Source organism: Stakelama pacifica, from assembly GCF_004361835.1.
In the GTDB taxonomy this organism is placed as follows: Bacteria; Pseudomonadota; Alphaproteobacteria; order Sphingomonadales; family Sphingomonadaceae; genus Sphingomonas; species Sphingomonas pacifica.
Genome location: NZ_SNWD01000006.1, coordinates 138907 through 165212, shown reverse-complemented (window position 1 = coordinate 165212; position 26306 = coordinate 138907). Strand labels below are relative to the sequence as shown.

At 64.3% G+C, this 26306-nt stretch carries 25 protein-coding genes and 1 tRNA gene; 15 read left to right on the top strand and 11 right to left on the bottom strand.

Going from position 1 to position 26306, the window contains the following annotated elements:
• Positions 1 to 61 precede the first annotated feature (61 nt).
• Positions 62 to 748 (top strand): winged helix-turn-helix domain-containing protein, encoded by a 687-nt coding sequence (locus EV664_RS10745; protein ID WP_133495706.1) that lies wholly within the window; start codon positions 62 to 64, stop codon positions 746 to 748.
• A complete protein-coding gene (locus tag EV664_RS10740; protein WP_133495705.1) occupies positions 749 to 2113 on the top strand; it encodes a sensor histidine kinase in 1365 nt (454 codons plus the stop codon).
• Positions 2114 to 2156: 43 nt separating this feature from the next.
• Here EV664_RS10740 and EV664_RS10735 read toward each other — a convergent pair.
• Positions 2157 to 2242 (bottom strand) — tRNA-Tyr (locus tag EV664_RS10735).
• Between the two features lie 125 nt (positions 2243 to 2367).
• On the opposite strand from EV664_RS10735, the gene EV664_RS10730 reads away from it, so the two are divergent.
• The 5 genes from EV664_RS10730 (at position 2368) to EV664_RS10710 (ending at position 5773) form a co-directional block, all read left to right on the top strand.
• Positions 2368 to 3114, top strand: a complete 747-nt coding sequence (locus EV664_RS10730) for a TrmH family RNA methyltransferase (protein ID WP_133495704.1) — start codon at positions 2368 to 2370, stop codon at positions 3112 to 3114.
• Positions 3114 to 3740 carry a DNA-3-methyladenine glycosylase family protein gene (locus EV664_RS10725; RefSeq protein ID WP_133495703.1) on the top strand — a complete coding sequence of 209 codons (627 nt, stop codon included), beginning with the start codon at positions 3114 to 3116 and terminating at the stop codon, positions 3738 to 3740. Before EV664_RS10730 ends, EV664_RS10725 begins: the two co-directional genes overlap by 1 nt.
• Positions 3737 to 4891, top strand: coding sequence for a glycosyl transferase (locus EV664_RS10720; protein ID WP_229668210.1), 1155 nt, complete (start codon positions 3737 to 3739; stop codon positions 4889 to 4891). Before EV664_RS10725 ends, EV664_RS10720 begins: the two co-directional genes overlap by 4 nt.
• Positions 4892 to 5143: 252 nt before the next feature.
• On the top strand, positions 5144 to 5428 hold the full coding sequence (locus EV664_RS10715) for a hypothetical protein (RefSeq protein WP_133495701.1): 285 nt from the start codon (positions 5144 to 5146) through the stop codon (positions 5426 to 5428).
• Positions 5429 to 5488: 60 nt separating this feature from the next.
• Positions 5489 to 5773 carry a GIY-YIG nuclease family protein gene (locus EV664_RS10710; protein WP_133495700.1) on the top strand — a complete coding sequence of 95 codons (285 nt, stop codon included), beginning with the start codon at positions 5489 to 5491 and terminating at the stop codon, positions 5771 to 5773.
• 64 nt (positions 5774 to 5837) lie between these two features.
• On the opposite strand, the gene EV664_RS10705 is transcribed toward EV664_RS10710, so the two are convergent.
• From EV664_RS10705 to EV664_RS10695, 3 genes are all read right to left on the bottom strand, one after another.
• On the bottom strand, positions 5838 to 7487 hold the full coding sequence (locus EV664_RS10705) for an isovaleryl-CoA dehydrogenase (RefSeq protein WP_133495699.1): 1650 nt from the start codon (positions 7485 to 7487) through the stop codon (positions 5838 to 5840).
• 195 nt (positions 7488 to 7682) lie between these two features.
• Entirely contained in the window at positions 7683 to 8987 is a 1305-nt protein-coding gene (locus tag EV664_RS10700; RefSeq protein ID WP_133495698.1) for an MFS transporter, read from the bottom strand.
• 767 nt (positions 8988 to 9754) lie between these two features.
• Positions 9755 to 10282 carry a hypothetical protein gene (locus EV664_RS10695; protein ID WP_133495697.1) on the bottom strand — a complete coding sequence of 176 codons (528 nt, stop codon included), beginning with the start codon at positions 10280 to 10282 and terminating at the stop codon, positions 9755 to 9757.
• 94 nt (positions 10283 to 10376) lie between these two features.
• Here EV664_RS10695 and EV664_RS10690 point away from each other — a divergent pair, with 94 nt between their 5' ends.
• The 4 genes from EV664_RS10690 (at position 10377) to EV664_RS10675 (ending at position 13568) form a co-directional block, all read left to right on the top strand.
• Positions 10377 to 11624 (top strand): multidrug effflux MFS transporter, encoded by a 1248-nt coding sequence (locus EV664_RS10690; protein ID WP_133495696.1) that lies wholly within the window; start codon positions 10377 to 10379, stop codon positions 11622 to 11624.
• A gap of 89 nt (positions 11625 to 11713) precedes the next feature.
• Complete coding sequence (locus EV664_RS10685; RefSeq protein WP_133495695.1) at positions 11714 to 12055, top strand: DNA primase; 342 nt, start codon at positions 11714 to 11716, stop codon at positions 12053 to 12055.
• 94 nt (positions 12056 to 12149) lie between these two features.
• Positions 12150 to 12800, top strand: a complete 651-nt coding sequence (locus tag EV664_RS10680) for a hypothetical protein (protein WP_133495694.1) — start codon at positions 12150 to 12152, stop codon at positions 12798 to 12800.
• Between the two features lie 102 nt (positions 12801 to 12902).
• Entirely contained in the window at positions 12903 to 13568 is a 666-nt protein-coding gene (locus tag EV664_RS10675; RefSeq protein WP_188656401.1) for an MliC family protein, read from the top strand.
• Between the two features lie 94 nt (positions 13569 to 13662).
• Here EV664_RS10675 and EV664_RS10670 read toward each other — a convergent pair whose 3' ends face one another.
• Entirely contained in the window at positions 13663 to 14022 is a 360-nt protein-coding gene (locus EV664_RS10670; RefSeq protein WP_133495692.1) for a glycine zipper 2TM domain-containing protein, read from the bottom strand.
• Between the two features lie 106 nt (positions 14023 to 14128).
• Here EV664_RS10670 and EV664_RS10665 point away from each other — a divergent pair, with 106 nt between their 5' ends.
• Positions 14129 to 14524 carry an acyl-CoA thioesterase gene (locus EV664_RS10665; protein WP_133495691.1) on the top strand — a complete coding sequence of 132 codons (396 nt, stop codon included), beginning with the start codon at positions 14129 to 14131 and terminating at the stop codon, positions 14522 to 14524.
• A gap of 181 nt (positions 14525 to 14705) precedes the next feature.
• Here the strand turns inward: EV664_RS10665 and EV664_RS10660 are convergent, their stop codons facing one another.
• The 5 genes from EV664_RS10660 to gyrB form a co-directional block, all read right to left on the bottom strand.
• Positions 14706 to 15161, bottom strand: coding sequence for a hypothetical protein (locus tag EV664_RS10660; RefSeq protein WP_133495690.1), 456 nt, complete (start codon positions 15159 to 15161; stop codon positions 14706 to 14708).
• Positions 15162 to 15332: 171 nt separating this feature from the next.
• The gene (gene ppc, locus EV664_RS10655; RefSeq protein ID WP_133495689.1) at positions 15333 to 18008 is read right to left on the bottom strand and encodes a phosphoenolpyruvate carboxylase; all 2676 of its coding nucleotides are present in this window, start codon (positions 18006 to 18008) and stop codon (positions 15333 to 15335) included.
• Between the two features lie 74 nt (positions 18009 to 18082).
• Positions 18083 to 18361 (bottom strand): septal ring lytic transglycosylase RlpA family protein, encoded by a 279-nt coding sequence (locus EV664_RS10650; RefSeq protein WP_133495735.1) that lies wholly within the window; start codon positions 18359 to 18361, stop codon positions 18083 to 18085.
• Positions 18362 to 18588: 227 nt separating this feature from the next.
• Positions 18589 to 19164, bottom strand: coding sequence for a septal ring lytic transglycosylase RlpA family protein (locus tag EV664_RS10645; protein WP_133495688.1), 576 nt, complete (start codon positions 19162 to 19164; stop codon positions 18589 to 18591).
• 118 nt (positions 19165 to 19282) lie between these two features.
• The gene (gyrB, locus tag EV664_RS10640; RefSeq protein ID WP_133495687.1) at positions 19283 to 21766 is read right to left on the bottom strand and encodes a DNA topoisomerase (ATP-hydrolyzing) subunit B; all 2484 of its coding nucleotides are present in this window, start codon (positions 21764 to 21766) and stop codon (positions 19283 to 19285) included.
• A gap of 125 nt (positions 21767 to 21891) precedes the next feature.
• On the opposite strand from gyrB, the gene EV664_RS10635 reads away from it, so the two are divergent.
• The gene (locus EV664_RS10635; RefSeq protein ID WP_133495686.1) at positions 21892 to 22638 is read left to right on the top strand and encodes a FadR/GntR family transcriptional regulator; all 747 of its coding nucleotides are present in this window, start codon (positions 21892 to 21894) and stop codon (positions 22636 to 22638) included.
• A 45-nt stretch (positions 22639 to 22683) separates the two neighbouring features.
• On the opposite strand, the gene EV664_RS10630 is transcribed toward EV664_RS10635, so the two are convergent.
• Positions 22684 to 24015 carry a sugar MFS transporter gene (locus EV664_RS10630; RefSeq protein WP_133495685.1) on the bottom strand — a complete coding sequence of 444 codons (1332 nt, stop codon included), beginning with the start codon at positions 24013 to 24015 and terminating at the stop codon, positions 22684 to 22686.
• Between the two features lie 332 nt (positions 24016 to 24347).
• Between EV664_RS10630 and araD1 the strand changes: the two genes are divergently transcribed.
• Both araD1 and EV664_RS10620 read left to right on the top strand, forming a co-directional pair.
• On the top strand, positions 24348 to 25343 hold the full coding sequence (gene araD1, locus EV664_RS10625) for an AraD1 family protein (protein ID WP_280524583.1): 996 nt from the start codon (positions 24348 to 24350) through the stop codon (positions 25341 to 25343).
• A complete protein-coding gene (locus EV664_RS10620) occupies positions 25340 to 26260 on the top strand; it encodes a Gfo/Idh/MocA family protein (protein WP_133495684.1) in 921 nt (306 codons plus the stop codon). Before araD1 ends, EV664_RS10620 begins: the two co-directional genes overlap by 4 nt.
• Positions 26261 to 26306: the final 46 nt, after the last annotated feature.

Here is a 26306-nt window from a genome sequence, read left to right as displayed (position 1 = left end):
AAGAAATGGTCATGTAGCCCTCCATGACGCTAAAGCAGGAGCGAAGGCAAAAGGATCGCGCATGGGCCAAAGGATTTTGCTGGTCGAGGATGACCGACAGACGGCCGATTATATCGCCAGAGGGCTGGGCGAGGAGGGCTTCACTATCGAGCGCGCCGATAATGGCCGCGACGGATTCTTCCATGCCAGCGACGGCAGCTATGACGCCGTCATTCTCGACCGGATGCTGCCCGCGATGGACGGTATGGCGGTGCTCGCCGCGCTCAGGGCCGCAGGAATCGAAACGCCGGTCATCATCCTGTCGGCGCTGGGCACGCCTGATGACCGCGTCGCCGGGCTGACCGGCGGGGCCGACGATTATCTGGTCAAACCCTTTGCCTTTGCCGAGCTGCTCGCCCGGTTGCGGCTGTTGCTGCGCCGTCCGGGAAGCGGGACTGCGCAGGTGACCGAGCTGCAATGCGCCGATCTTCACATGAACCTGCTGTCGCGTCAGGTGCGGCGCGCAGGGCAGCTGGTCGAGCTGCAACCGCGCGAATTCCGCCTGCTCGAATATCTCCTGCGCCATGCCGGTCAGGTGGTCAGCCGCACCATGTTGCTGGAAGGGGTGTGGGATTATCATTTCGACCCCGGCACCAACGTCATCGACGTGCATATCAGCCGGTTGCGGCGCAAGCTGGACGACGGGTTCGACCCGCCGCTGCTCCATACGGTGCGCGGAGCCGGCTATCGGCTGGGCACGAGCGAATAGATGGCCGGCGCGCTTCGCCGCCGGGCGCGGTCGATCACGGTTCAGTTCGTCTTTGCCGCGTTTCTGTCGCAACTGCTGCTGACCGTCGGCATTCTGTTGTTCGTACAGCATAAAACCGAACGCGCGCTGCAATCCTATCAGCGCGAATGGGTGGAGGAGCTGAGCGGCGATCTGATCGAAAGCTATCGCCGGGGCGGGCTTTCGATGCTGAAGGAATCGGTTGATTCGCGGGCGGCGGCGCGGCGCGGCAATCTGGCCATATTGTTGCTGATCGGGCCGGACGGCTCGCGGATTGCGGGCAATCTTGACAGCTGGCCACTCCCCCTCCCCGCCGAGACGCCGTGGCGCAAACTGACCCTGAGTCAGGCGGACGGCAGACCCGAACATATCGTGGCGCGCGCGACGCTGCTCCCCGACGGATCGCGGTTGATGACCGGGCGGATCATCGAGACCGAACTGGACCCGGGACGTATCCGCGAGGCGGCCTTTGCCGCCGCAGTCGGACTTGGCGCTTTGCTCGGACTGATCGGCGCGCTGATCCTCGGGCGCATTCTGTCGGCGCGAATCGGCGATATCGTCGACACCACGGTGGCGATCCGGCGCGGCGCGCTGTCCAGCCGCATTGCCGTCAATGGCAGCGGCGATGCCTTTGACGAGCTGGGCGCGGCGATCAATGCGATGCTCGACCAGATCGAGCGACTGATGGCCGAATTGCGGCTGATGACCGACGGGCTGGCGCATGATTTCCGCTCCCCCGTGACCCGGCTGAAATCGGTGATCGAGCGCGCGGCGGCAGCGACCGATGACGAACGGGCGGGCGCGGCGCTGGAAAGCGCGGGGCGCGAAGCCGACACGCTGCTGGCCATGCTGTCGACTGCGCTGCTGATCAGCCGGACCGAGGCGGGGATGGGCCGTGAGCAACTTGTCGACACCGATATCGCCGCGATGCTGCACGACCTTGCCGAAATTTACGGCCCGCTTGCCGAGGAGGACGGGTTCGTTCTGGCGGTCGATGCGCCATCCGGACCGAAGGTCGCGCTCAACCCGCAGCTGGTCGGTCAGGCGATCGGCAATCTGATCGAAAATGCGCTGCATTATGCTGAGGGTGGAACCCGGATCGTGCTGAGCGCGAAAGCGAATCGCGACCATGTAACGCTGAGCGTCGCCGATAACGGCCCCGGCATTCCCACCGACCGGCGCGAAGAAGCGTTGCGGCGTTTCGGGCGGCTTGATCCGGCGCGTACCGAAAGCGGATCGGGGCTGGGCCTGTCGCTGGTCGCGGCGGTGGCGACGCTGCACGGCGGCACCATCCGGCTGGACGATGCGCGGCCCGGCCTGAGCGTGCTGATGTCGCTGCGCCGCTGACCCGCTGCACGGGCGAAGCGTTTGACGGTGTAAAGGGAAAGGATGGTGGACAGGGCTGGATTCGAACCAGCGTACGCTTGCGCGGGCAGATTTACAGTCTGCTGCCTTTAACCACTCGGCCACCTGTCCAGGTGCCGCCAGATCGGCGAGGGCGGACCCATGCCGATGCTGCGCGGCGATGTCAACGCCTTGCATGCCGCTTTTGCCGCGCATAGCGTCATCTTCGTGAAAAATCAGCATGAGGCCCGCCGATAATGGCACGCCGCCCGCGCCGCCCAAGCGGCTCCAACAACCAGCGCCCGCGCTTCTGGGGCCGTCACCCGGTGACCGCTGCGCTTGCCAATCCCGACCGCGCGATCCGGCGTATCTGGGGCACGCGCGAGGCGCTGTCCGGCCTCGACCTGCCGCAGGGCCTGCCGATCGAATATGCCGAAGCGGCTGATCTCGCCCGGCTCGTCCCCGGCGATGCGCCGCATCAGGGCATGGTGGCCGAGGTCGATCCGCTGGAGGATATCTGGCTGGAGGACGTGCTCGCCGCCGGGGCGGAGGATCGCCGTCCGCTGGTGGTGCTGGATCAGGTCACCGACCCCCATAATGTCGGCGCGGTGCTGCGCTCGGCGGCAGCGTTCGACGCGCTTGGCATCGTGACGCAGGACCGGCACGCCCCGCCCGAATCGGGCGCGCTTGCCCGTGCCGCGTCGGGCGCGCTGGAAATCGTGCCCTGGGTGCGGGTGGTGAACCTTGCCCGTGCGCTCGACGATATCGGCGCGGCGGGATTCTGGCGGATCGGGCTGACCGGCCATAGCGACCGGCTGCTCGGCGATGCGCTGGGCGAGGCAAAGGTCGCGCTGGTGCTGGGCGCCGAGGGCGAAGGGATGCGCCATAATACCGAGGCGCATTGCGACGAGCTCGCGAGGCTGCCGATCAGCGACAAGGTCGAGAGCCTGAACGTGTCGAACGCAGCGGCGATTTCGCTGTATGCGGCGGCAGCGCGCGGCTGATGGGCCTGAGCGCCGATCAGCTGCGCGAGGCGCTCGACGCGCTTGCGGCGCGGGAGCCTGCCTTTGCCGAGGCGCTGGCCCGGGTCGGCTATCCCGAACCGCGCATTCGCGAACGCGGCTATGCCACCTTGCTGCGCACGATCGTGGGGCAGCAGGTGAGCGTCGCCGCCGCCGCGTCGATCTGGAACCGGGTCGAGGCGGCGATGGGCGGCGATGCGAGCAGGCCTGAGCGCCTGCTTGCCGTCAGCGACGAGGATCTGCGCGCTGCCGGGCTGTCGCGGCAAAAGGTGGCGTATGCCCGCAGCCTTGCCGAGGAAGTGACGAGCGGCAGGCTCGACCTCGCCCATCTGCCCGAGGATGACGAGGAAGCTATCAAAGCGCTGGTCGCGGTGAAGGGGATCGGGCGCTGGTCGGCGGAAATCTATCTGCTGTTCGCTGAGGGGCGGACCGATATCTGGCCCGCAGGCGACCTTGCCGTGCAGATCGAGATCGGGCGGATCATGGCGCATCCCGAACGGCCGGGGGAAAAGGCGGTGCGCGCGATTGCCGAAAACTGGCGTCCTTATCGCGGGGCGGCGGCGATCTTTGCCTGGCATCATTATAAATCCGACATGGATGTGATTTGAACCGGCGCGCCCTGCCCGCGCTGAACGTCGTCGCGATCGGCGGCGTGCATCAGTTTCCGCATTTCGTGCCCGTCGCCTGCGAACTGGCGGCGCGGGGGGTGATGCGGGTGACGGTGTTCGTCACCAGCGCCGGGGAAGCGGCGATGGTGCGCAGCCTTGCCGCGCGGCTGAACCTTCCCGTTCCTGAGATTATCGAGATGCGCCTGCCCCGCAGCATCGAGCGTGCAGCGGGCAAGAGCACGTCGAAGCTGCTGCGCCTGATCCGATGGGCACGGCGGCTGCGCGGCGGCAATGCGATTTTGTGCGCCGAACGGACGAGTACGCTGCTGAAACGGTTGCCGGGCCGCTGCCCGCCGGTGATCCATATCCCGCACGGTGCGGGGGATCGCGCAGTGGGGTTCGAGCCGCGCTTTCGCTTTTTCGATTCGGTGCTGGTGGCAGGCGAGAAGGACCGCGAGCGGCTGATCGAACAGGGCGTGGTGGCGGCGGAGCGATGCGCGGTCGCCGGGCCGATCAAGGTCGCCGCGCTCGCCCGCTGCACCGCAAAGGCGCCGCCTTTGTTCGACAATGACCGGCTTACGCTGCTCTATTGCCCGCATTTCGACGCTTCGCTGGGATCGTTCGCGGTCTTTGCCGACCGGCTGATCGAGAGAATCGCCGCCGATCCGCGCTATAATCTGATCGTCGCCCCGCATATCCGGCTGGCCAGCGGCTGGAGCGAGGCGCAGCGCGCCGAGTGGGTCGCGCGGTCGGTGCCCGGCAAGATACTGGTCGATCCGGGGTCGGAGCGCTCGACCGATATGCGCTACACGCTGACCGCCGATCTGTTCATCGGCGATGTCAGCAGTCAGGTGTATGAATTTCTGGTGCGCCCGCGCCCCTGCCTGTTCATCGATGCGCATGGTGCGGACTGGCAGGGCAATCCCGATTACGCCATGTGGACGCTGGGCGAGGTGGTGCCGCCCGATTGCGATATCGGCGCGGCGGTGGCGCAGGCGTTCGCCACCCATGGCCGCTATCGTCCGTTGCAGGAAGCGCGCGTGCGGCGCGCACTGGACGGGTTGCACTGGACGGCGGACGGCGGAATCGCGTTCGATCCCGATCCGATCGCGCGGGCGGCGAGCCTGATCGAGGGACTGATTCGCCGCTGACTGGGGTGCGTGGGCGCGGAAGTTGTGGAAGTTCACACTACGTCCCCCCTCTTTCTCCCCCCTGCACCGCCCCGATGTTGCGGGGCGGATCGAGGCGCGGCGAAGGGTCATGGCGCGACTGTGTCAGGAAGGGGCGATGTAGGACAGCGATTTTATGGTCGGAGTGCCATGGTGCGGTCGACGCCGGTGTTGATGGCGGTCGCCGGTCTCTGGCAAGGCGCGCGCTGCGACGTTGAAATTGATGAGGGACCTATGGCTGAGCATGACGACTTCCATCTGTGGAAAGTGGACGGTGTCGGCGCGTTGCTGCTGTTCGGCGGGCTGGCGGTATGCCTGTTCTCCGGGTTCGCCGACGTCCCGTATCTGCTCGCCGTATTGGGTGCGACCGCGCTGATCGGCACGTTCTTCCTGCGCAATGTGCGCGGGCATCTGGACTTCTTCCTGTTGTCCCGGCGTCTGGTGTACCGAAACTGTTATCTGGGCGCCGCGCTGCTTTCCCTGATTTTGACTGGTTTTGCGCGGTTTATGGGGGGTTAGGGGTGCTCGTCATCCCAGCGAAAGCTGGGATCGCTGTCCGTCCCATGCTAATTTCCGACGATGGGCGGCTGGGTCTACATCATGACCAACAAGCGGGAGGGCGTGCTGTACATCGGAGTCACGTCCGATCTGGCGGCGCGCGTCCTCCAGCATAGAGCCGGTAAGGGCTCCGCATTCTGCCGTCGTTATGGCCTTAACAGGCTGGCCTATGTCGAAAGGCACGATGACATCGCTTCCGCGATCGCGCGCGAAAGGGCGCTGAAGGCGTGGAAGCGGGCGTGGAAGATCGATCTTGTCGAAAGCGTTAATCCGGACTGGCTCGATCTTTTCGACCATCTCGCCTGACCGAGAGCGATCCCAGCTTTCGCTGGGATGACGGGAGCGGGGCAAGCGAATGAAGAGCTGCGTCTTATTCAAACGCCTGACGGTCGAGGATCGCTTGCAGGTTCGCGCCGTCCGGCAACACGCCGAAGAGGCGGCCGTTGGTGGGGCCGAGGCGGGATTCGCTGAACGCCTTGGCGATCGCCGCGGGGGCGTGGGCGAGCAGGAGCGCGGCTTGCAGTTGCAGGGCCATGCGGCCGGTCAGTGCCCTTGCCTGCGCCTCCCCCACCGGGTTTTCCATATCGGCGATCAGGGCGTCCAGTGCAGCATCGAAATGGCCGTGCTGGCCGCGCTGAGCATTGCATTCGGCGAGGAACGCCTCGCGCGCTTGCGGCTCCTTCGCCAGCGTGCGGAGCACGTCGAGGGCGATGACATTGCCCGACCCTTCCCAGATCGCGTTGAGCGGCGCTTCGCGATAGAGGCGCGGGAGCGGGCTTTCCTCGACATAGCCCGCCCCGCCCATGCACTCCATACATTCGAACACGAAGCCGGGATTGCGCTTGGTCAGCCAGTATTTGGCGAGCGCGACCGAGAGGCGGGCAAAGGCGCGCTCCGGCCCTTCATGCGCTTCGAACGCCGTGGCCACGCGGATGACCAGCGCGACCGCCGCTTCATATTCGAGCGCGAGATCGGCGAGGACGCCGCGCATTGCGGGCTGGTCGATCAGCGTTTTCTGAAACACGCGGCGGCCGGTGGCGTGGTTTAGCGCCTGAACCAGCGCCATGCGCATGATGCCGAGCGTGCCCGATATCGTCCCCAGCCGGGTATGGTGGACCATGTCGATGATCGTGGGCACGCCGCGCCCGGCCTCCCCGATCAGCCAGCCGGTCGCGCCATGATATTCGATTTCCGCCGACGCGTTGGATTTGTTGCCGAGCTTGTCCTTCAGCCGCATCAGATGGATGGCATTGCGGCGGCCATCGGGGGTGATGCGGGGGACGAGAAAGCAGCTCAGTCCCTCGGCGGTATAACCAAGCGTCAGAAAGCCGTCGCTCATCGGCGCCGAGCAGAACCATTTATGCCCGGTCAGGCGGTATAGCCGCGCCGATGCGTCGATCGGCTCCGCGCGGGTGGTGTTTGCACGAACGTCACTGCCGCCCTGTTTCTCGGTCATCGCCATGCCGAGGGTGATGCCCGATTTCTCCCCGATCGGGCGGAGGGGGGCGTCGTACGTTCCGCCGATCAGCGTGTCGAGCCAGCCTCGCGTCACGTCCGGCTGATGCCGAAGCGCTGGGACCGCAGCATAGGTCATGTTGATCGGGCACATCACCCCGGCCTCGGCCTGCGTAAACACGCTGAGCAGTGCGGCATGGGCGACATGGCGGCCGGGGCGATCCTCCGCCCATGCAATGTCATGGATGCGGTGCTCCATCGCCGCAGACATCAGCTGGTGATAAGCGGGGTGGAAGCGCACTTCGTCGAGGCGGCGGCCATAGCGGTCGAAGCTGATAAGCTCGGGCGGGTTGCGATTGGCGGTGGCGCCCGCCTCCAGCATCGCCTCACTCCCCATCAACTCCCCCAGCGAATCGAGGCGGGTGTCGAGCCAGTCTGCGCCGGTGCGCCGCACCGCTTCGCAAAGGGCAGTGTCGATGCGGTAGAGGTTGCGCCCGAAAAATTCGGGCGGCTGGTTGGTTACCTCATGCGTTTCCAGCGTGATGCGCGGGGCGTAAGCGGGCATGGCGTGCTCTCCCATTTTGTCACGGGAATAGCATGTCTTACCGGGCGGCAGTAACCGTAACGCACCAATCCCATCGTCATCGCGAGAAGCGCAGCGACGAAGCGATCCAGCGATGTGCGTGACGCTCTGGATTGCCGCGCCCCTGCGGGGCTCGCAATGACGTTGGGGCGATGGGCTTTTGTTGCTATCAGCCGCTCAGGCTTCTCCCCCATGGATCGGCTGCCAGCGCGGCACGACGAGGTGAATCACAAGCAGCGCGACCAGATAGGCGCATCCTGCGGCGATGAAGATCGGACGGAAGCTGCCGACGCTGTCGAGAATCCATCCCGCCGATTTCGCCATCAGAAAGCCGCCGATCGCGCCCGACAGCCCGCCGATGCCGACGACCGATCCGACCATGGCACGCGGGAAGAGGTCGCCCGGAAGCGCGTAGAGATTGGCCGAAAATGCCTGATGCCCGGCAAGCGCAAGCCCGATCAGCAGCACCGCGATCCACAGGCTGGGCGCTTCGGTCGCGAACATGATCGGTACCGCACACAGCGCCGCGCCGAACATCGCCATTTTGCGCGCTTTGTTGGTGGTGCGGCCGCGTGCGAGCAGGCGCGAACTGCCCCAGCCGCCCGCGATCGAGCCAACATCGGCCATGATATAGGCAACCACCAGCGGGGGTCCGAAATCGCTGAGATTAAGGTCGAAGCGGCGCGAGAAGAAATCGGGGAGCCAGAAGAGGAAGGTCCACCAGAAGGGGTCAATGATGAACCGGCCGAGCATATAGGCCCAGGTCTGACGATGGCGGAACATCGCGGCCCAGCGGACCTTGCCGGTGGGTTCGGGCATGGGGTCTGCCTCGATCCACGCGACTTCCTCTGCTGATACCGACTTTTTCTCGCGCGGGGTGCGGTAGAAGGCGACCCAGATCGCGATCCACACGATCGACAATGCGCCGGTGACGAAGAACGCCGCGCGCCAGCCCAAGCCAAGCCCGACCACGATCCATGGCACGAGCAAGGGCGTGATGATCGCGCCGACATTCGACCCGGCGTTGAAGATGCCGATGGCAAAAGCCCGCTCGCGCTTCGGGAACCAGTCGCTGACCGATTTCAGTGCGGCGGGAAAGGTTGCGGCCTCCCCCAGCCCCAATGGCACGCGCGCGATCAGCATACCCGATGTGCTGGTGAACGCGGTGTGAAGCACATGGCCGAACGTCCACATCGCCATCGCGATCGCATAGCCCCAGCGTGCGCCCAGCCGATCCACCGCCCAGCCGGCAAAGACATAGCCGATGCCATAGACGAGCTGAAAATAGGCAGCGAGATCGGCATAGCCGTCCTCGCTCCAGTGATAACGGGCGGAAAGGTCGGGCTTGAGCACCGGCAAGACCAGCCGGTCCATGTACGAGAGCACCACCGCGAAGAAGAGCAGCGCGCAGACGATCCAGCGAATGCGCCCGCGCGGTTTGACAGGCGCGGCGGGCGGCGTGGCGGCGGCGGAATCGCTCATGGAATGCGCGTGCCGCCAAAGGGTGCGCGCAGCGACGTGGCGGCGCGTGGTGCCGTGGTCATGATCTTCCCCTCCATCCGCGGCATGTGCGCGCCGTTCTTGATGATAGCGATACCATCTGACGCGGTGGCGGGGAGGATGTCAATGGGCGGCGGTGGTGGGGGACGGCGCTTATGCTTCGCGATGCGGAGGGACGGATCGGGGGCGGCTCTATCGCCCCCTCGTCATGCCGGGCTGGTCCCGGCATCCACCAAGCCGCAGGAGTAACCGTCCGCGCGCTGGCGGGACCGTGGACCCCGGATCAAGTCCGGGGTGACGGTTGGGTGTGGTTCGGGTTGGCGTTCGGGCAAACGGATGCGGCCCCGGCCTTCGCCGGGGCGACGATTGTGGAAAAGCGCGGTGCATATAAGCCGCTACCCCCATGCGTCGCCCCGGCGAGAGACCGGGGCCGATGGCGTGTGCCGCTATGGTTGCGTGGAGCGGCGTGATGCGAGGCTGCGGACGGTGTGGCGCTCTGGATTGCCGGATGTTGGCACCACAGGTTCGGATCAACGAAAGGCCGGTATTACGCTCGCGATGCGGAGGGGCGGATCGGCGGCGGCTCTATCGTCCCCTCGTCATGCCGGGCTGGTCCCGGCAGCCACCGAGCCGCAGGAGCAACCGTCCGCGTGCTGGCGGGACCGTGGACCCCGGAACAAGTCCGGGGTGACGGTTGCGGCGCGGGGCGGCGGGCGGGTCCGCCTGTGATGACGCGCTTCTGCGGCGGGTCAGTTGCGCAGTTGCAGTCTGCCCTGTGCCCGGTCGGGGCCCGCGGGGGTGATTGCCAGTTCGAACCCGCCGTCATTCTTCGTCGCGCCGATCAGGCGGTCGCCCTCCAGCTTTACCGGCGTGCCCTTATCGGCGAATTTCTGACGGAACCAGTCGCGCACCTTCTCCGCCGAAGCGGGGCTTTCGAAGGTGAAATTCACCTTATCCCTGCCCTTGTTCGGCCCCTCGCCCTTCGCATCGATATGGATGTCGCTGATCGTCGATCCGGGATAGAGCGGCACGCCGTCAATATCCACGTCCCCGGCATCGAGGTTCAGGCGCGGTACTTTCAGTTTGCCCTCAAAGCCCGGCATGTTGAGCGATACTTCGCCCGTATTGCCGTCGGCCTTTGCAAGAACCGCCTGACCGTTTTCGTCCTGGCCGCTGATCGTGATCGAGGTGCCGCTATCATCGTCATGGCCGCCATGGTCATTGCCGCCGCAGCCCGCGAGCAGGGCGATGGGCGCGAGGATGAGCGCGGTACGCATGGCGATATCTCCTGTGTGTTGTTACGATAACACACTAACAGGTGTGGCGTGTGCGTCAAGCGAAAGGCGGGTGACGCGGGCGCGAAGTTCGTTCATGGCATCGCTGCCCATGGAACATCGTACGCAAGCCTCGGCCGACGCGCCGCCCATCGCCCTGCCCGAATTCGTCGCGCTGATCGCCGCGATGATGGCGCTGACCGCGCTCGGTATCGATTCGATGCTGCCCGCGCTGCCCGCAATCGGGGCTACGCTGGGCGTGGCGGAAGCGAATGACCGGCAATTCGTTATCACCAGCTTCCTGCTGGGCTTTGCGATTGCGCAGCTGGCGCACGGGCCGCTGTCCGACCGGTTCGGGAGGCGCCCGATCCTCGGCTTCGGGCTGCTCGCTTATGCAGTGACCAATGTCATCGTCGCGCTGTCGGGCAGCTTCACGCTGCTGCTGATCGGGCGATTCGCCGCCGGGATGGCGGTGGCATCGGCGCGGGTGGTGACGATCGCGCTGGTCCGCGACTGTTTCGCCGGGCGCGCAATGGCGCGGGTGATGAGCCTTGCCTTTATCGTGTTCATGGCGGCCCCGGTGCTGGCGCCGAGCTTTGGCGAGCTGGTGCTGATCTTTGCCAACTGGCGCTTCATCTTCGGCGGGGTGGCGCTGGTCAGCCTGATCGTCGCGATCTGGTTTCTGGTCCGCATGCCCGAAACGCTTCCCCCCGAACGGCGGCAGCCGCTGAGCGTCGGGCGGCTGATCGGCGGTTATCGCTTCATGCTCGCCGATCGCTATGCCGTGGGATACACGCTGGCCGCATCGCTGCTGACCGGCGCGCTGTTCGGCTTTATCGGATCGGTGCAGCAGATCGTGTCGGAGGTGCTCGGCCTGCCGCATCTGCTCGTCGTCATCTTCGCCTGTATCGCCGGGACCATGGCGGTCGGCAATTATTTCAACTCGCGCATCGTGATGCATTTCGGAACGCGGCTGATTTCGCATTCGGCATTGTGCGGTTTTATCGGCATTTCCGCGATCCACCTCGCCATCGCATGGGCGGGATATGAGAATATCTGGACCTTTGCGGGGCTGCAGGCGCTGGCCATGGCGTGTTTCGGGCTAGCCAATTCCAATTTCTCGTCGATGGCGATGGAGCATATGGGCGAGATTGCGGGGACGGCGTCGAGCCTTCAGGGATTTGTCGCGACGATGGGCGGCGCGCTGATCGGTGCGTGGATCGGGCAGCAATATGACGGGACCACCGTGCCGCTGTATGCCGGGTTCGTCATTTCGGGGCTGGTCGCGCTGGGCATCGTCCTGATCGCCGAGCGCGGGCGATTGTTCCGGCCCGCCGCCGGGTAAGGGCCCGCTTCAGGGAACGCGATGGGGTGCTTCGCCGTTCGGATGAGGGACAGCGCTGTTGCTGTCGCACCGAATGAGAAGAGGCATTTATGGGCGGCCACCGAGTACCCGAACAAGGCCCGGAAGACGACGGCTATGACGAGCGCGGCTATGACGAAAGCCAGCGCGCCGAGATTCTGGAAACCACGCGCGGCGGACCGCGCGACGGATCGCTGATCACCGATCTCGACCCCGATCGCACCCATGCGTTCGAGGATGAGGAAGACGAAGATTCGATCGACATGACCGACGACGATCTGGGCGAAGAAGACGAAGACCGCCGCCAGACGCGCGCCGATCGTGACGAAGATGAGGCGCAGGCCGACTGGGATGCCGGGCGCACCGGAGAATCGGGTCGCACCGATTCCGAAAGCGAGGCGATGAAGCCGTAAACCGGACCAGCCGGTTGCCGTTCGCGATCCGCCGCGCCATGCTGCGGCGTGAGCGCGGGCGGTCCTGCGCTCACGACAAAAGGAACCTCCCGCAATGGCCCGATCCGCCGTCCGCCTGCCGATCCTCGCACTGCTGCCCGGCCTGATGCTTGCCGGGTGCGAATTCAGGGATTCGCCTGACAATGCTGCGAATGAGAGCGCTGGCAATGATGTAGTGACGGTGACGCAGAATGTTCGCTCGCCCGACAATATGAGCGCAATCGGCGGGGCCGAGGTGAATGCGGTACCGCCCGCCAATGCCGCCGACGCAATGCTGATGAATGCTCAGATCCCGAAGCCGGTGGCGGGCGATCAGGGGCCGGTACCGGGCCGCGAAGCGCGCGAAACGGTGCAGCGTTATTACGCCTATATCAGCGCGGGCCAATATGAGCAGGCGCAAAAGCTGTGGGAAGACGGCGGCAGGGCATCGGGCCGCACCCCGCAGCAATTCGCGCAGCAATTCGAGAAATATTCGAGCTATCAGGCCGATATCGGCGAGCCGCAAAACACCGGGACTGATTCGGGCGATCGCACGATCGAAGTGCCGGTAACGCTGCACGGTACGCTGCGCGGCGGGGCGAGCGCGTTCCGCACCAAAGCGACGCTGGTGCTGCACAGTGCCGCCGATGGTGAAGGCACGGGCAAGGACCGGACAGGCTGGCATATCGCGCGGATCGACATGCCGCAGGGCGCGACCGGAGGCTGAGCGATGCGCGCGGCGATTGTATGCGGAGCGGCGGCGATGCTTCTCGCCGGATGCGGTGGGCCATCGGAAAACGGCCAAAACCGCGCCCATGGCGGGAACGCCATGTCGGCCGAGCCGGTGGTGAGCGCGCCGGGAAACGGCAGTCAGGCACCGGAGCTTTCGCGTGAAGATGAGCAAGCGGCAAAGGCGGCGGCGGGAATATTGCAGCGTTATTTTGCGCTGATCGCGACCGGCGATGCCGGAGATGCGCAGGCGCTGTGGCAGCCACAGGCCGACAATGGGCAGCGTTTCGGCGATATGGTCGATCGCTATGCTGCGTTCCGCGTCGATATGGGTACGCCGGGTGCCCCCCGGCCCGACGGCGAGGGCGCGCTGCGTGTCGCAATCCCGCTGATCCTGATCGCGACCGACGCGGACGGAACGCAGATCCGACGCGAAGGGCAGGCGGTACTGCGCGCCGCGAACCATGCCGACTGGCGGATCGCGAATATCGATTTCGTTACCCGGCCGGAGGGGAGCGATCAGCCGGCAGAAGCGGTGACGCGCACGCTCGATTGTATCGACGGCAGCCGCTTCAGCGCGACGTTTGATCCGGTGAGCAACGAGGTGGTCATCGGATCGAAGGGCAAGGCGATCGCGACGCTGAAGGCGCAGCCGGTCGCGTCCGGTATTCTGTATCGGTCGGGCGGCTATGTGCTTCGCGGTAAGGGCGACCGGGTGACGTTTTCGCGCCCGGACGCGGCGCCGCTCCCGTGCCGGGCGTCATGAAACGGCGGCCCCGTCGGGACCGCCGCTTGCCCCACCTCAACCCCTCCCCTGAAGGGGAAGGGCTCAAGTGAGTCGCTGTCGGATCGCTGTGCTTTTAGCGGCAGGTCACATTGCCGCGTTCGATCTCGCGACCCAGCAGACCGCCCGCCGCGCCGCCGATAACCGTCGTCAGCAGCTTCGAATCGCCTTTGCCCAGCATATTGCCCAGCACGCCGCCAGCGGCCGCGCCGATGATCAGGCCGGTTGTGCCGTCGGGGCGGCGGCAATAATAACGGCCATTGTCGCCGCGATAGACGCGGGTGTTGCGGGTCACTCGGATCGGTTCGCCGCGCCGATAATGGGCTTCGGGATTATAATGCTGGTGACGTCCATGACCATGATGATCGCGCGCGATTGCGGGCATTGCCGGAACGGTCAGTGTTGCGGCGGTCAGGCCGAGAATCAAACTACGCATCTGGTATCTCCCTATTTGCGGAAAGAATAACCATGATGCGTATCGGCGGTTGCATGAACGCAAAACAACGTTTCGTTCAGTATTCGCCTACGCTAGACTAACTGCGATGAAGCGTTTCACTCGTCAGATCACCGCCCGGCCCGAGCACATCGATGTGCTGGGCCATGTCAACAATGCGGTCTGGGTCCAGTGGATTCAGGACGTCGCTGTCGCGCATTGGGAGGCAGTCGCGCCTGCCGAGTTTGTCGAACGCTATTTCTGGGTCATCACCCGGCATGAGATCGATTATCGCGGCAATGTTCAGGCGGGTCAGACGGTGACCGCCGAAACCTGGGTCGAGGATGCGCCGCGCGGCGCGCGGTTCGACCGGCTGATGCGCTTTACCGGGGAGGACGGCTCAGTGAAGGTCGAGGCGCGCACCACCTGGGCGATGATCGACCGGGCGAGCGGGCGACTCTGCCGGATTCGCGACGATATTGCCGGGCTGTTCCTGGAGCGGTGAAGCCGGTGCGGCCGGGCTGCGATCTTAACCTTCGATAAATCCGACTCAGGGAATTTTGCGTCATCGCGAGGAGCGTAACGACGCGGCGATCCAGCCGCGGTCGATTTTCACCCGCGCGTATCTGGATTGCCGCGCCCCTTCGGGGCTTGCAATGACAATGATTGGAGACGTCGGCAGCACCTTACGTATTGCTGAGCACCAGCATGGTGAGGCCGATACAGGCCATCCAGATCGCGCCCATGGCGAGCGGCAGATAGACATAGCGATGCCGGAAGCGGCGTGTCCGGTCGCGCAGTGAGGCGCGCGGAACGGCATTAAGCAACTGGAGGAAGCGCAATTGCTGATCGTCGCCGCCCGCGCCGATCGGGTCGCCGAGGCTGAGGTCGCGCTTGTAGAAAGGCAATCGCCCGCCAAGCCCTTCAACCACGCCATCGGCATGCAGCACCAGATCGGGCGTGCGCGCGCGATGGCGAAGCACGATCGAATCGATATTGTCGCCGACGCCGAGCGTGGGGCGATAGCCCTTTGCCACCAGCGCATGCAGCCGCTGAAGCACCGGCGAAGGCCGTTCGGCCCTTGGCAGCGTTTCGGGGGTCAGCGTGTCGTTGCGACGCGGCGCAAGCATTTCATCGGGCATCGGCGGCTCCTTGCGCATTTTCCAGTCAGCCGGAATCACCTGACTGTTCAGAAAATGCGTCAGAACAACAATCCAGAGCGGTCGATCTGATACAATCAGATCGCAAACCGTTCCTGGGGAACCGCCCGTTTCTATCGCAACTGTATTGCCATTGCAATACAGTACGACGGGTCAGCCCGAATTGCGCAGCGCGGTGGCGATCGCGTTGATCGACAGGAGGATGCCCTCGCCGATCCGTTCATCCTCTTCGCCCGCGCGGTGCCGCTTGAGCAGCTCGATCTGGAGCAGGTTGAGCGGCTCGATATAGGGCAAACGCAGCCGGATCGAGGTTTCGAGCGCCGGATGTTTGTGCAGCAGCCGGGTCTGGCGCGTGGTGCTGAGAAGTCCGTCCTGCGTCAGATGCCATGCATCGCGGATGCGACCGAAAATATGCTCGCGGCGCTCTTCATCCTCGACCAGCTGGGCATAGCGCGCAGCGATGCCCATGTCCGATTTGGCGAGCACCATCTCCATATTTTCGAGCGTCGCGACGAACAGCGGCCAGGCTTCGGCCATCTCGCGCAGCAGGCCCTTATCTTCGAACGCATCGATCGCCTGCCCCACGCCGTACCAGCCGGGCAGCATCACGCGCGCCTGCGCCCAGGAAAAGACCCACGGAATCGCGCGCAGATCCTCAATTGCGTCGGATTTCTTGCGGCTGGCCGGGCGCGACCCGATTTTCAGCCCCGAAATCTCGGTGATCGGGGTCATCTGGCGAAAGAACGTCCGGAAGCCCTCAGTTTCATAGACCAGCCCGCGATAGGCTTTGAACGCGGTATCGGAAAGCTGGTCCATCGCACCGGCAAAGCGGGCATAATCCTTGTCGCTCAGCCGTTCGGGTTCAAGGCTGGTGAGCAACGTCGCCGACGTGATGGCTTCCAGATTGGTCTTGGCGCTTGCCTCGGTCCCATATTTCGCGGCGATCACCTCACCCTGTTCGGTGATGCGGATGCGGCCGTTGACCGTGCCGGGAGGCTGCGCCTTGATCGCGGAAAAGGCCGATCCGCCGCCGCGTCCCACCGCGCCGCCGCGCCCGTGGAACAGCTGGATGCCGATTCCGGCTTCTTCGAACACCGGGGCGAGCGCTGCCGATCCGCGCGCAAGCTGCCAGGTCGAGGTCAGATAGCCCCCATCCTTGTTCGAATCGGAATAGCCGATCATCACTTCCTGATGCCCGCGCGCCTTTGCGATTGCGGCGATTTCGGGAAGGCCGAAATAGGCGCGCATGACATCAGGTGCGGCTTCGAGGTCAGCGACGGTTTCGAACAGCGGCACCGCCATGACATGCGCCTGCGCCGGTTCGCCCGGAATATAGAGGCCCGCCTCTTTGAGCAGCAGATTGACTTCGAGCAGGTCGGATACCGACGTCGCCATCGAAATCACATATTGGGTGATGCTGCCCCGGCCATAAATCGCATGCGCCTCTGCCGCGGCATGGAGGATCGCCAATTCCTTGGCCGTCTCTTCCGAATATTCTGCATAGGGGCTGGTCAGCGGGCGCGCGCTGGCGAGTTCGCGGCGCAGCAATTCGACGCGCGCATCTTCGCCCAGCGCAGCATAATCGCTTTCGACGCCGGCGGATTTGAGGAGTTCGGCAACGACGCGCTCATGCACTGCGCTGTTCTGCCGCATATCGAGCGTGGCGAGGTGGAAGCCGAACGTCTCGACCGCGCGGATCAGCCGACCGAGCGCCCCGCCCGAGGGCAGTGAGCTTCCGCTATTGGCGGCGAGCCCACGCGCCAGCGTCACCAGATCGGCGCGAAGCTCGCCCGGATCGGCATAGGGTTCGCCCGAGAGCTGAGAGGGAAGCGGCGGCTTCTTGCCGGTCAGCTTTTCATGCGTGGCGGACAGGCGCGCGTAAATGCCGCCGATCGCGCGGCGATAGGGTTCGTCTTCGCGGCTGAGCGAATCATCGCCGCTCGCTTCGGCAAGCGCAAGCACGGCATCATCGACGGGCACCTGACGCGTCGAGATGGAAAGCTCAGCGCCCAGCGAATGGAGCGAATCGAGATAATGGACGATCACCGTCTCGCCCGCGCGCGCCATCGCATAGCGCAGCGAATCGGCAGTGACGAAGGGATTGCCGTCGCGGTCGCCACCGATCCAGCTTCCCGGCTTCAGGAAGGAGGGCACGCGCTGACCCAGCGCGCGGTCCCAGCGGGCATAGAGCGCGGGCAGAACCGGCAGGAACACATCGCGCATATAGGACAGCGCGGTTTCGACCTCATCGGTCACGAACAAGCGCTCGTTGCGCAGCACGCGGGTCTGCCACAGCAGCGCGATCTGGCGCAGGATCGCGTCATCGACGCGGTCGCCCTCGGGCGTTTCTTCCTCACCCGCATCGCGCATCAGCATCAGCTCGGCGATTCGGTTGCGATGGTCGATCATGCTCTTGCGCCGCACCTCGGTCGGGTGGGCGGTAAGCACCGGCACGATCAGCGCCGCGCCGAGCAGGCCCATCACCGCATCATGGTCGATCCCGTCGGCCTTCAGCTTTTCCAGCGCATGGGCGACATCGGCATCCTGTTCGGCGGACACGCCCTGCCGGTCCTCGGCCAGATTGGCGAGCATCGAAAACAGCATGAAGCCGCGCGTGAAATCGAGCGTTTCGTCGAGCGTCAGCCGGTCGAGGCCCGGATCGATCGCATCCGCCCCCGCAATGCCGCGATGCCGGTCGACCGAGGTCGAACGGATATATTCGATCCGCTTGAACAGCGCTTCGCCGCCATAGTCACGAATCACGTCGCCAAGGACGCGACCCAGAAAGCGGATGTCGGGATTGTTCGTGATGGGGGGTAAGGTAGCCATAGGTTCCATTTGCTGCATTGCACCAGCGTAACGGTCAACCTTTGTTGTCGGGGATCGTTCCCCCGACGGCGCGATCAGTTGCTGACCAGCGCCAGCGAAACCTCGCCATGCCCCTGTGATTTAAGGCCGATTTCTTCGGCAGCGGCACGGGATAAATCGATCAGGCGACCGCGCGCATAAGGCCCCCGATCGGTGATGGTGACGACGACCTCCTTGCCGTTCGACAAATTGGTCACCAGCACCTTGCTGCCGAAGGGCAGGTTGCGATGCGCAGCGGTAAGCTGATCGGGGTCGCAGGTCGCGCCGCTGGCGGTACGCTGTCCGGCGATTTCGTCGCCGAACCAGCTTGCCATCCCGGAACCTATTTCGGTGGATGCGGTTGAAACGGGTATCGCTGTGTCGATGCCGGAGACGTCGCCTGCCCATGCCGGTGACGAAAGCGCGAATGCAGCTAGCCCGATCCAGTAACGCATCGCTGGAAATACCCCGCCGTTGACGATGGCGGTGTTTTAGACGCGCGGAGGGGCTCGCCAAGCGTTTCGCTTTCGAAACGCGATCAGTTGCCCCGTCCGCCCGACGATCAGACGGATTCGCCGATCAGCAGACGCAATTCGACTCGCCCGACGCCCTGCTGCATCAGGCCGATCCGGCGGGCGGCTGCGGTGGAAAGGTCGATCACCCGGCCCGCGACAAAGGGGCCGCGATCGTTGATCCGCACCACCACGCTTTGCCCGTTGCGCGGATTGATGACGCGCACCCGGCTGCCCAGCGGCAATGTGCGGTGGGCGGCGGTGAGCTTTCGGGGATTGAAGATTTCGCCGCTTGCGGTGGGGTTGCCGGCAAGACCCGGGCCGTAATGGCTTGCCTTGCCCATGCCCATCGAACGGCCGATGCTGCGCAGCGTCTCCATCGGGGTGGGGCGGAGCTGACGCACCGGGCGTTCAGCGGCGGCAATGGCGGGATCGACCCCCGCCACGCCGCGCCCCAGCGGCACCTGTTCGACCGCATGCGCGCGATGCCACCAGCCGAAGCCGAGCGCGGCAATGCCGATGAGCGCGAGGATCAGCACCCCGCGCAGCATCCGCGCCTCCAGCTTCAGCCGGACAAAGGCGCGCAGACGCGCGCGGCGGTCGGGGAGCGCATGGGTTTCGGTCATGCCCCAACCAATGCGCCGGGCGGCGCGATGGTTGCATCGCCGGCCTTGCGCAAAAGGGCCGCGCCCCCTGACAGGAAGCGCGGCCCCTTTTTTGCGCCACCGGTCAGGCGGCGCGGAATCACACGTCGAGATTGGCGACGTTCAGCGCATTGTCCTGAATGAATTCGCGGCGCGGTTCGACGACATCGCCCATCAGCCGGGTAAAGATTTCGTCGGCGATATCGGCCTGCTGGATCTCCACCTTCAGCATCGAACGGTTGGTCGGGTCGAGCGTGGTTTCCCACAGCTGCTCGGCATTCATTTCTCCCAGCCCCTTATAGCGCTGCACCGACAGGCCCTTGCGCCCGGCAAGCAGGATCGCGTCGAGCAACTGGGAAGGCCGCGCGATCAGCGTTTCGCCCTTGCCCGCGACGACGGTGTCTTCCTCATCCTCGCCTGCCGCGCCTTCGCCCTCCTGCCTTTCGGCATTTTTGAGGGGGACAAGTTTGGAGAGCGTCGCATAGCTCGCCGCCTCTTCCGCCGCGAGCGCGTGGAGCTTGCGCGCCTCGGCACTCGCCAGAAACGCCGGTTCGATGATGTGATGGTCGGTGACGCCGCGCCAGTGACGCTGGACGTGCAGCCCGCCCTCACCGGTCAGCTCCGCCGACCAGCGCGCATCGGCGTCGGTCATGTCGAGCCGCTCGGCAACTGCGGCCAGCCGCTCGCCCCGCTCCTCGCGCGTTGCAACCGGATCAAGCACCCGGGCAATCGCCAGCGCTTCGATGATCGAACTGTCATAACGGCGCGGGACATAGCGCATCAGCGTGCGCATCCGCCGGGCGTGATCGACCAGCGAGCGAAGGTCCGCACCGGTCCGCGCGCCATTCTGCGTTTCGAGCAGCGCATTACCGACGCCGTTTTCGACGAGATAATTGTCCATCGCCGCGTCGTCTTTCAGATAGACTTCGGAACGGCCGCGCGTCGCCTTATACAGCGGCGGCTGCGCGATATAGAGATGGCCCGCCTCGATGATCTCGGGCATCTGGCGATAGAAAAAGGTGAGCAGCAGCGTGCGGATATGCGCGCCGTCGACATCAGCGTCGGTCATGATCACGATCTTGTGATAGCGCAGCTTTTCGAGCTTGAACTCGTCGCGAATGCCGGTGCCCATCGCCTGAATCAGCGTGCCGATTTCCTTCGACGCGATCATCCGATCGAACCGCGCGCGTTCGGTATTCAGGATCTTGCCGCGAAGGGGCAGAATCGCCTGAAAATGGCGGTCGCGGCCCTGCTTCGCACTGCCGCCTGCCGAATCGCCCTCGACCAGAAACAGTTCGGACTTGGCCGGATCGCGTTCCTGACAATCGGCAAGCTTGCCGGGCAGCGAGGCGATATCCATCGCGCCCTTGCGCCGGGTCAGGTCGCGCGCCTTGCGTGCCGCCTCGCGCGCGGCGGCGGCGTCGATGACCTTTTGAATCACCATTTTCGCGGGCCCCGGATTTTCCTCAAGCCATTCGACCAGCTTGTCGGCCATCAGGCTTTCAAGCGGCTGACGCACTTCAGAGGAAACCAGCTTGTCCTTGGTCTGCGACCCGAATTTGGGATCGGGCAGCTTCACCGACACGATGGCGGTCAGCCCTTCGCGCATATCGTCGCCGGTAAGGTTGACCTTTTCCTTTTTAAGCGCGCCCGACCGCTCGGCATAGCCGTTGAGCGTGCGGGTCAGCGCCGCGCGGAACGCCGCGAGATGCGTGCCGCCGTCGCGCTGCGGAATGTTATTCGTGAAACACAGCACATTTTCATAATAGCTGTCGTTCCATTCCAGCGCGACGTCGATGCCGACATCGTCGCGGTCGCCGACGATGGCGATCGGTTCGGGGAGCAGCGAGGTTTTGTTGCGGTCGAGATATTTGACGAACGCGGCAATCCCGCCTTCGTAAAACAGCTCCACCTCGCGCACTTCTTCATGCCTGCTGTCGCGCAGCACCAGCCGGACGCCCGAATTGAGGAAAGCGAGCTCGCGATAGCGATGCTCCAGCTTGTCGAAATCGAATTCGGTGATTTTGAACGTTTCGGGCGAAGGCAGGAATGTCACCCGGGTGCCGGTGCGATCGCCCGCTTCGCCCACAACCTTCAGCGGTGCCTCCGCATCGCCGCGGCGGAAGCGCATAAAATGCTCTTTTCCATCCCGCCAGACCGTCAGGTCGAGATGCTCGGAAAGCGCGTTCACCACCGACACGCCGACGCCGTGCAGACCGCCCGAAACCTTATAGGCATTGCCTTCATTGGTGTTTTCGAACTTACCACCGGCGTGAAGCTGGGTCATGATGACCTCCGCCGCCGACACGCCCTCTTCCTTGTGGATGCCGGTCGGGATGCCCCGGCCATTATCCTCGACCGCGACCGATCCGTCGGGCAGCAGTTCGATCAGGATGCGATCGCAATGCCCCGCCAGCGCCTCATCGATCGCATTGTCCGAAACTTCGAACACCATATGGTGAAGACCGGAACCGTCATCGGTATCGCCGATATACATTCCGGGGCGTTTGCGCACCGCATCGAGGCCTTTGAGCACCTTGATGGATTCTGCGCCGTAATCATTCTGTTTGGGGTCGGTTGCCATTCCAATCATATAGGAAATGCACCGCAAAAGGGGAAGCGAAATACTCCGGCGGCGCAAAACCCGGCCTTGCCGGGTCGATTTGCCGCAATAGTTGTGCGCGCCCGGCACTGCGGTAAAAGACGCCCATGTCCAACGTTCGAAAAGCCAGCAGCGCATCCGAGCCGAACCGCCCCAGGGCGCTTCGCATTCATGGCACGATCGCGCGCGATATCGGCATCCGGATCGTTTCGGGCCGATACCGCCCCGGCGAAACGCTGAACGGCGAAGTGGCAGCGGCGGACGAACTCAATGTCTCGCGCACTGCCTATCGCGAGGCGGTGCGGATATTATCGGCCAAGGGACTGGTGGAATCGCGGCCCAAAACGGGCACCCGGATCAGCGAACAGAGCAAATGGCATCTGCTGGATCCTGATATTCTGTCCTGGATTTTCGAGCATGAGCCCGATGATGCGCTGGTCGCCAGCCTGTTCGAACTGCGCAAGATCGTCGAGCCGCAGGCGGCGATGCTCGCTGCGCAGCGGCGCAGCGATGCGCAGATCGAACGGATGGCGCGCGCGCTGGACGGCATGGCGGAACATACGCTGACAACCGAGGCGGGGCGGATGGCAGATCAGGATTTCCACGCCACCTTGCTGGAGGCAGCCGCCAATCCGTTTCTGACGACGCTGACCAGCGGGGTGGGTGCCGCCGTTTCGTGGACGACCCTGTTCAAACAGCGGCACAATCCGCTGCCGCGCGATCCGCTGCCCGATCACCGCGCAGTGTTCGACGCGGTGGCGGCGAGTGATGCGGAGGGGGCGCATCAGGCGATGGCCGATCTGGTCGATATGGCCTTTGCCGATACCAAGGAAGCTCGAAAGCCGGGTCGGTAAGGGCGTTAAAGGGGCGAGCGCTGCCGGCTCACCCCCTTCCCGTGCTTATGCCGTCGCGGCGGGCTCCAGAGGCTCGCTTTCGGCGATCGCGTTGGTCGGCTTGCTGCCCCATAAAGCATAGAACAGCACATAGATTTCGCAGACCGCAGGCAGCAGGAACGACCATTGCAGCCCGAAATGGTCGGCAAGCCAGCCCTGACCGGTTGCAAGCGCGCCGCCCGCAATCGCCATGATCAGCAGCCCCGATCCTTCCTCGGTCAGCGGGCCGAGACCGCGAATGCCAAGCGTGAAGATCGTCGGGAACATGATCGAATGGAACAATCCGACCAGCACCAGCGCCCACATCGAAATATGGCCGGTGCCGAACACCACGAACATCAGCAGCACGAAGGCGCCGGTCGCAGCGCCCGCCAGCATGGTTTCGGCGCGGATATAGCGCATCAGCGCACTTCCGATAAAGCGGCCGACCATCATCCCGCCCCAGAGCAGGGTGAGATAGGTTCCCGCCTTTTCAGGCGTCAGCGCGCCGATATCGGGCCGGGTGATGAAGCTGATGAGCAGGCTGCCTACACCGATTTCCGCGATCAGATAGATGAAGATCGCGGGAATGCCGAAGACGAGGTTGCGATGTTTCCACAGGCTGTGCTGCTTGCGCTCCTCCCGCGCGACGCGGCGGGTATCGCTGCCGAGATCGGGCAGCTTGATGAGCGCGAAGATAACCGCAAGGATCAGCAGCACGATGACGATGCCGATATAGGGTGCCTGGACCGACTGGGCGTCGGCGAGCTTCTGCGCCTCGGTCAGTTTCACCGCGACTGCATCGCCGCCCTCGATCGCGCCCGAACTGCTGCGCCCGAGGATCAGCAGGCTGCCGAAGATCGGCGCGACCATCGTGCCGGCCGAATTCATCGCCTGCACCAGATTGAGGCGCGCCGAAGAGGTTTCGGGCGGGCCGAGCACCGCGACATACGGATTGGCCGCGACCTGAAGCAGCGTGATCCCCGATGCCAGAACGAACAGCGCGCCAAGGAAGAAGCCGTAGGACACGAATTGCGAGGCGGGCAGAAAGCCCAGCGCGCCGACCGCCATGATGCCGAGGCCGATCACGATCGACCATTTATAGCCGGTGCGTTCGAGCAGCTTTGCCGAGGGAATCGACATCACGAAATAGGCGATGAACCAGACGAACTGCACGAGCAGCGCCTGCGTATAGTTCAGGTCGAACACGACTTTCAGATGCGGAATCAGAATGTCGTTCAGAACCGTGATGAAGCCCCACATGAAGAAAAGCGAGGCAAGCACCGACAAAGCGGCGGTATAGGTTTTGCGCGGATGCTGCGCGCCAGTCTGTCCTGGGGTGGGTGCTCCGGATACCATGTATGTTCCTGCCGGGTTGATGGGTTGAACGGCGATTGCGTCGCCGCTACGCGATCATCTGAATAATGCGTCTTACACCGTGGCGAAGGCGCGTGTCATGATCGTGTCAGGAACCAATGGCCTGTCGGCGGCCATATGGGACGGGCGGACATGGGATCGGTGGGTGCGACATTCGGCTCTCCAAAATTGTGATCTATTTATCAGACAATAGTGGTAAGGCGTGTTTTGCATGGCTGCAACAGCGAAATTGGGCCTTGCGGGATTGGTTTTAATGTCTGAGTAATGCCGACAAATCCTGAAAGGGATATGCCGCAATACGATCAGGAGAGTTTATCGTGCAGTTGATCCAGTATCGGGAAAGCGACGGCACCCGCCATGTCGCGATGCTGAAGGAAGGCGGCGCAGCGGTGCGCCTGAACAACATCGCCAGCACCTACGACCTGGCGCGCGATGCGATTGCGCGCGGCATTTCGCTTGCCCATGCGGCCGAGCAGGCGGCGGGCGACGCGGTCGATCCCGCGGCGATCGCCGCAGAAGGGCGCTTTCTGGCGCCGATCGACCATCCCGATCCGGCACATTGTCTGATGACCGGAACCGGCCTCACCCATCTTGGTTCGGCCGAGGGGCGCAACAAGATGCATCAGGCGGCGGCGGGCGGCCAGATGACCGATTCGATGCGCATGTTCAACATGGGGCTTGAGGGCGGAAGGCCCGCCGACGGCGCCACCGGGGCGCAGCCCGAATGGTTTTACAAAGGCGACGGAAGCTGTCTGGTCGCGCCGGGTGCGCCGCTCGAATCGCCCCATTTCGCGCTCGACGGATCGGAAGAGCCGGAAATTGCGGGCATCTATATCATCGACGATGCGGGCCGCCCGCGCCGCCTTGGCTTTGCGCTGGGCAATGAATTTTCGGACCATGTGACCGAGCGCGGCAATTATCTGTGGCTCGCCCATTCGAAACTGCGTCAGGCGGCACTCGGCCCCGAATTGCTGCTCGGCGAGCTTCCGCAGGATGTTCGCGGCACCAGCCGGATCGTGCGCGATGGCGAGACTCTGTGGGAAAAGCCGTTCCTGTCGGGCGAAGCGAATATGTCGCATTCGCTGCGCAACCTCGAACATCATCATTTCAAATATGATCTGTTCCGCCGTCCGGGCGATGTGCATGTTCATTTCTTCGGCACCGCCACCCTGTCCTTTGCCGACAATGTGAAGACGCAGGAGGGCGATATTTTCGAGGTGGAGGCAGCGCCCTTCACTTTGCCCGTGCGCAACCCGCTGGCGCGCGCTGCCGCTCCTGCTCCGGATCAGATCGAGGTGCTTTCGCTGTGAGTGTTACGAAAATCGCACTGGTCGGGATCGGCAAGATCGCCCGCGACCAGCATGTCCCCACCATTGCCGCAAGCGACCGCTTCGAACTGGTCGCCGCCGTGACCGGGCATCAGCCCCCTGAAGGCATTCCCGGCTATCGCACCATTGCCGAGATGGTGCAGGCGCATCCCGAGGTGCAGGCGGTGTCGATCTGCACCCCGCCGCGCGGCCGGATGCAGGTGATTGCCGAGGCGCTGTCGCATAATCTGGACGTGATGATCGAAAAGCCGCCCGCAGCGACGATCAGCGAGGCGGAGACCTTTGCCGGGATGGCACGCGACGCGGGACGCGTTTTCTATGCGACCTGGCATTCGCGTGAGGCCGCGGCGGTCGAACCGGCGAAACAATGGCTGGACGGCAAGACGATCCGCCGGGTCGAGGTGAACTGGAAAGAGGATGTCCGCGTCTGGCATCCGGGTCAGGCATGGATCTGGGAACCGGGGATCGGCGTGTTCGATCCGGGGATCAATGCGCTGTCGGTGCTGACGCATATCCTGCCGTTGCCGATGATGCTGCAATCGGCGGAGTTGCGCTTCCCCTCGAACCGCGACGCGCCGATCGCGGCCGATCTGGACTATACCCATGGCGACGCGCCGGTACGGGTGGAGTTCGATTTCGACCAGCGCGGGCCGCAGACCTGGGACATCGTGATCGAAACCGATGCCGGGCATCTGAAGCTGAGCGAGGGCGCATCGAAAATGGCGGTCGATGGCGAAGCCGTCGCGGTCGATGACGATCCCGAATATGCGCGGCTGTATCGCCATTTCGCAAAATTGCTCGATGCGCGTCAGAGCGATGCCGACCTCTCCCCGTTCCGCCATGTCGCCGATGCCTATCTGCTCGGCCGACGCCGCGAGGTTGGCCCGTTCGAAGAATAAGAACCGGCGGAAACAGCCGGATATCGCAGGAGAATTGCCATGAAGC

Coding starts and splice junctions, on each gene's coding strand:
- EV664_RS10690 (WP_133495696.1), top strand. CDS start 10,377: ATGGCATCGCTGCCCATGGAACATCGTACGCAAGCCTCGGCCGACGCG.
- EV664_RS10685 (WP_133495695.1), top strand. CDS start 11,714: ATGGGCGGCCACCGAGTACCCGAACAAGGCCCGGAAGACGACGGCTAT.
- EV664_RS10660 (WP_133495690.1), bottom strand. CDS start 15,161: ATGCCCGATGAAATGCTTGCGCCGCGTCGCAACGACACGCTGACCCCC.
- EV664_RS10635 (WP_133495686.1), top strand. CDS start 21,892: ATGTCCAACGTTCGAAAAGCCAGCAGCGCATCCGAGCCGAACCGCCCC.
- EV664_RS10680 (WP_133495694.1), top strand. CDS start 12,150: ATGGCCCGATCCGCCGTCCGCCTGCCGATCCTCGCACTGCTGCCCGGC.
- EV664_RS10745 (WP_133495706.1), top strand. CDS start 62: ATGGGCCAAAGGATTTTGCTGGTCGAGGATGACCGACAGACGGCCGAT.
- EV664_RS10645 (WP_133495688.1), bottom strand. CDS start 19,164: ATGACCGAAACCCATGCGCTCCCCGACCGCCGCGCGCGTCTGCGCGCC.
- EV664_RS10740 (WP_133495705.1), top strand. CDS start 749: ATGGCCGGCGCGCTTCGCCGCCGGGCGCGGTCGATCACGGTTCAGTTC.
- EV664_RS10630 (WP_133495685.1), bottom strand. CDS start 24,015: ATGGTATCCGGAGCACCCACCCCAGGACAGACTGGCGCGCAGCATCCG.
- EV664_RS10670 (WP_133495692.1), bottom strand. CDS start 14,022: ATGCGTAGTTTGATTCTCGGCCTGACCGCCGCAACACTGACCGTTCCG.
- EV664_RS10725 (WP_133495703.1), top strand. CDS start 3,114: ATGGGCCTGAGCGCCGATCAGCTGCGCGAGGCGCTCGACGCGCTTGCG.
- EV664_RS10675 (WP_188656401.1), top strand. CDS start 12,903: ATGTCGGCCGAGCCGGTGGTGAGCGCGCCGGGAAACGGCAGTCAGGCA.
- EV664_RS10700 (WP_133495698.1), bottom strand. CDS start 8,987: ATGAGCGATTCCGCCGCCGCCACGCCGCCCGCCGCGCCTGTCAAACCG.
- ppc (WP_133495689.1), bottom strand. CDS start 18,008: ATGGCTACCTTACCCCCCATCACGAACAATCCCGACATCCGCTTTCTG.
- gyrB (WP_133495687.1), bottom strand. CDS start 21,766: ATGGCAACCGACCCCAAACAGAATGATTACGGCGCAGAATCCATCAAG.
- EV664_RS10710 (WP_133495700.1), top strand. CDS start 5,489: ATGGGCGGCTGGGTCTACATCATGACCAACAAGCGGGAGGGCGTGCTG.
- EV664_RS10650 (WP_133495735.1), bottom strand. CDS start 18,361: ATGGCAAGCTGGTTCGGCGACGAAATCGCCGGACAGCGTACCGCCAGC.
- EV664_RS10705 (WP_133495699.1), bottom strand. CDS start 7,487: ATGCCCGCTTACGCCCCGCGCATCACGCTGGAAACGCATGAGGTAACC.
- EV664_RS10730 (WP_133495704.1), top strand. CDS start 2,368: ATGGCACGCCGCCCGCGCCGCCCAAGCGGCTCCAACAACCAGCGCCCG.
- EV664_RS10715 (WP_133495701.1), top strand. CDS start 5,144: ATGGCTGAGCATGACGACTTCCATCTGTGGAAAGTGGACGGTGTCGGC.
- EV664_RS10665 (WP_133495691.1), top strand. CDS start 14,129: ATGAAGCGTTTCACTCGTCAGATCACCGCCCGGCCCGAGCACATCGAT.
- EV664_RS10695 (WP_133495697.1), bottom strand. CDS start 10,282: ATGCGTACCGCGCTCATCCTCGCGCCCATCGCCCTGCTCGCGGGCTGC.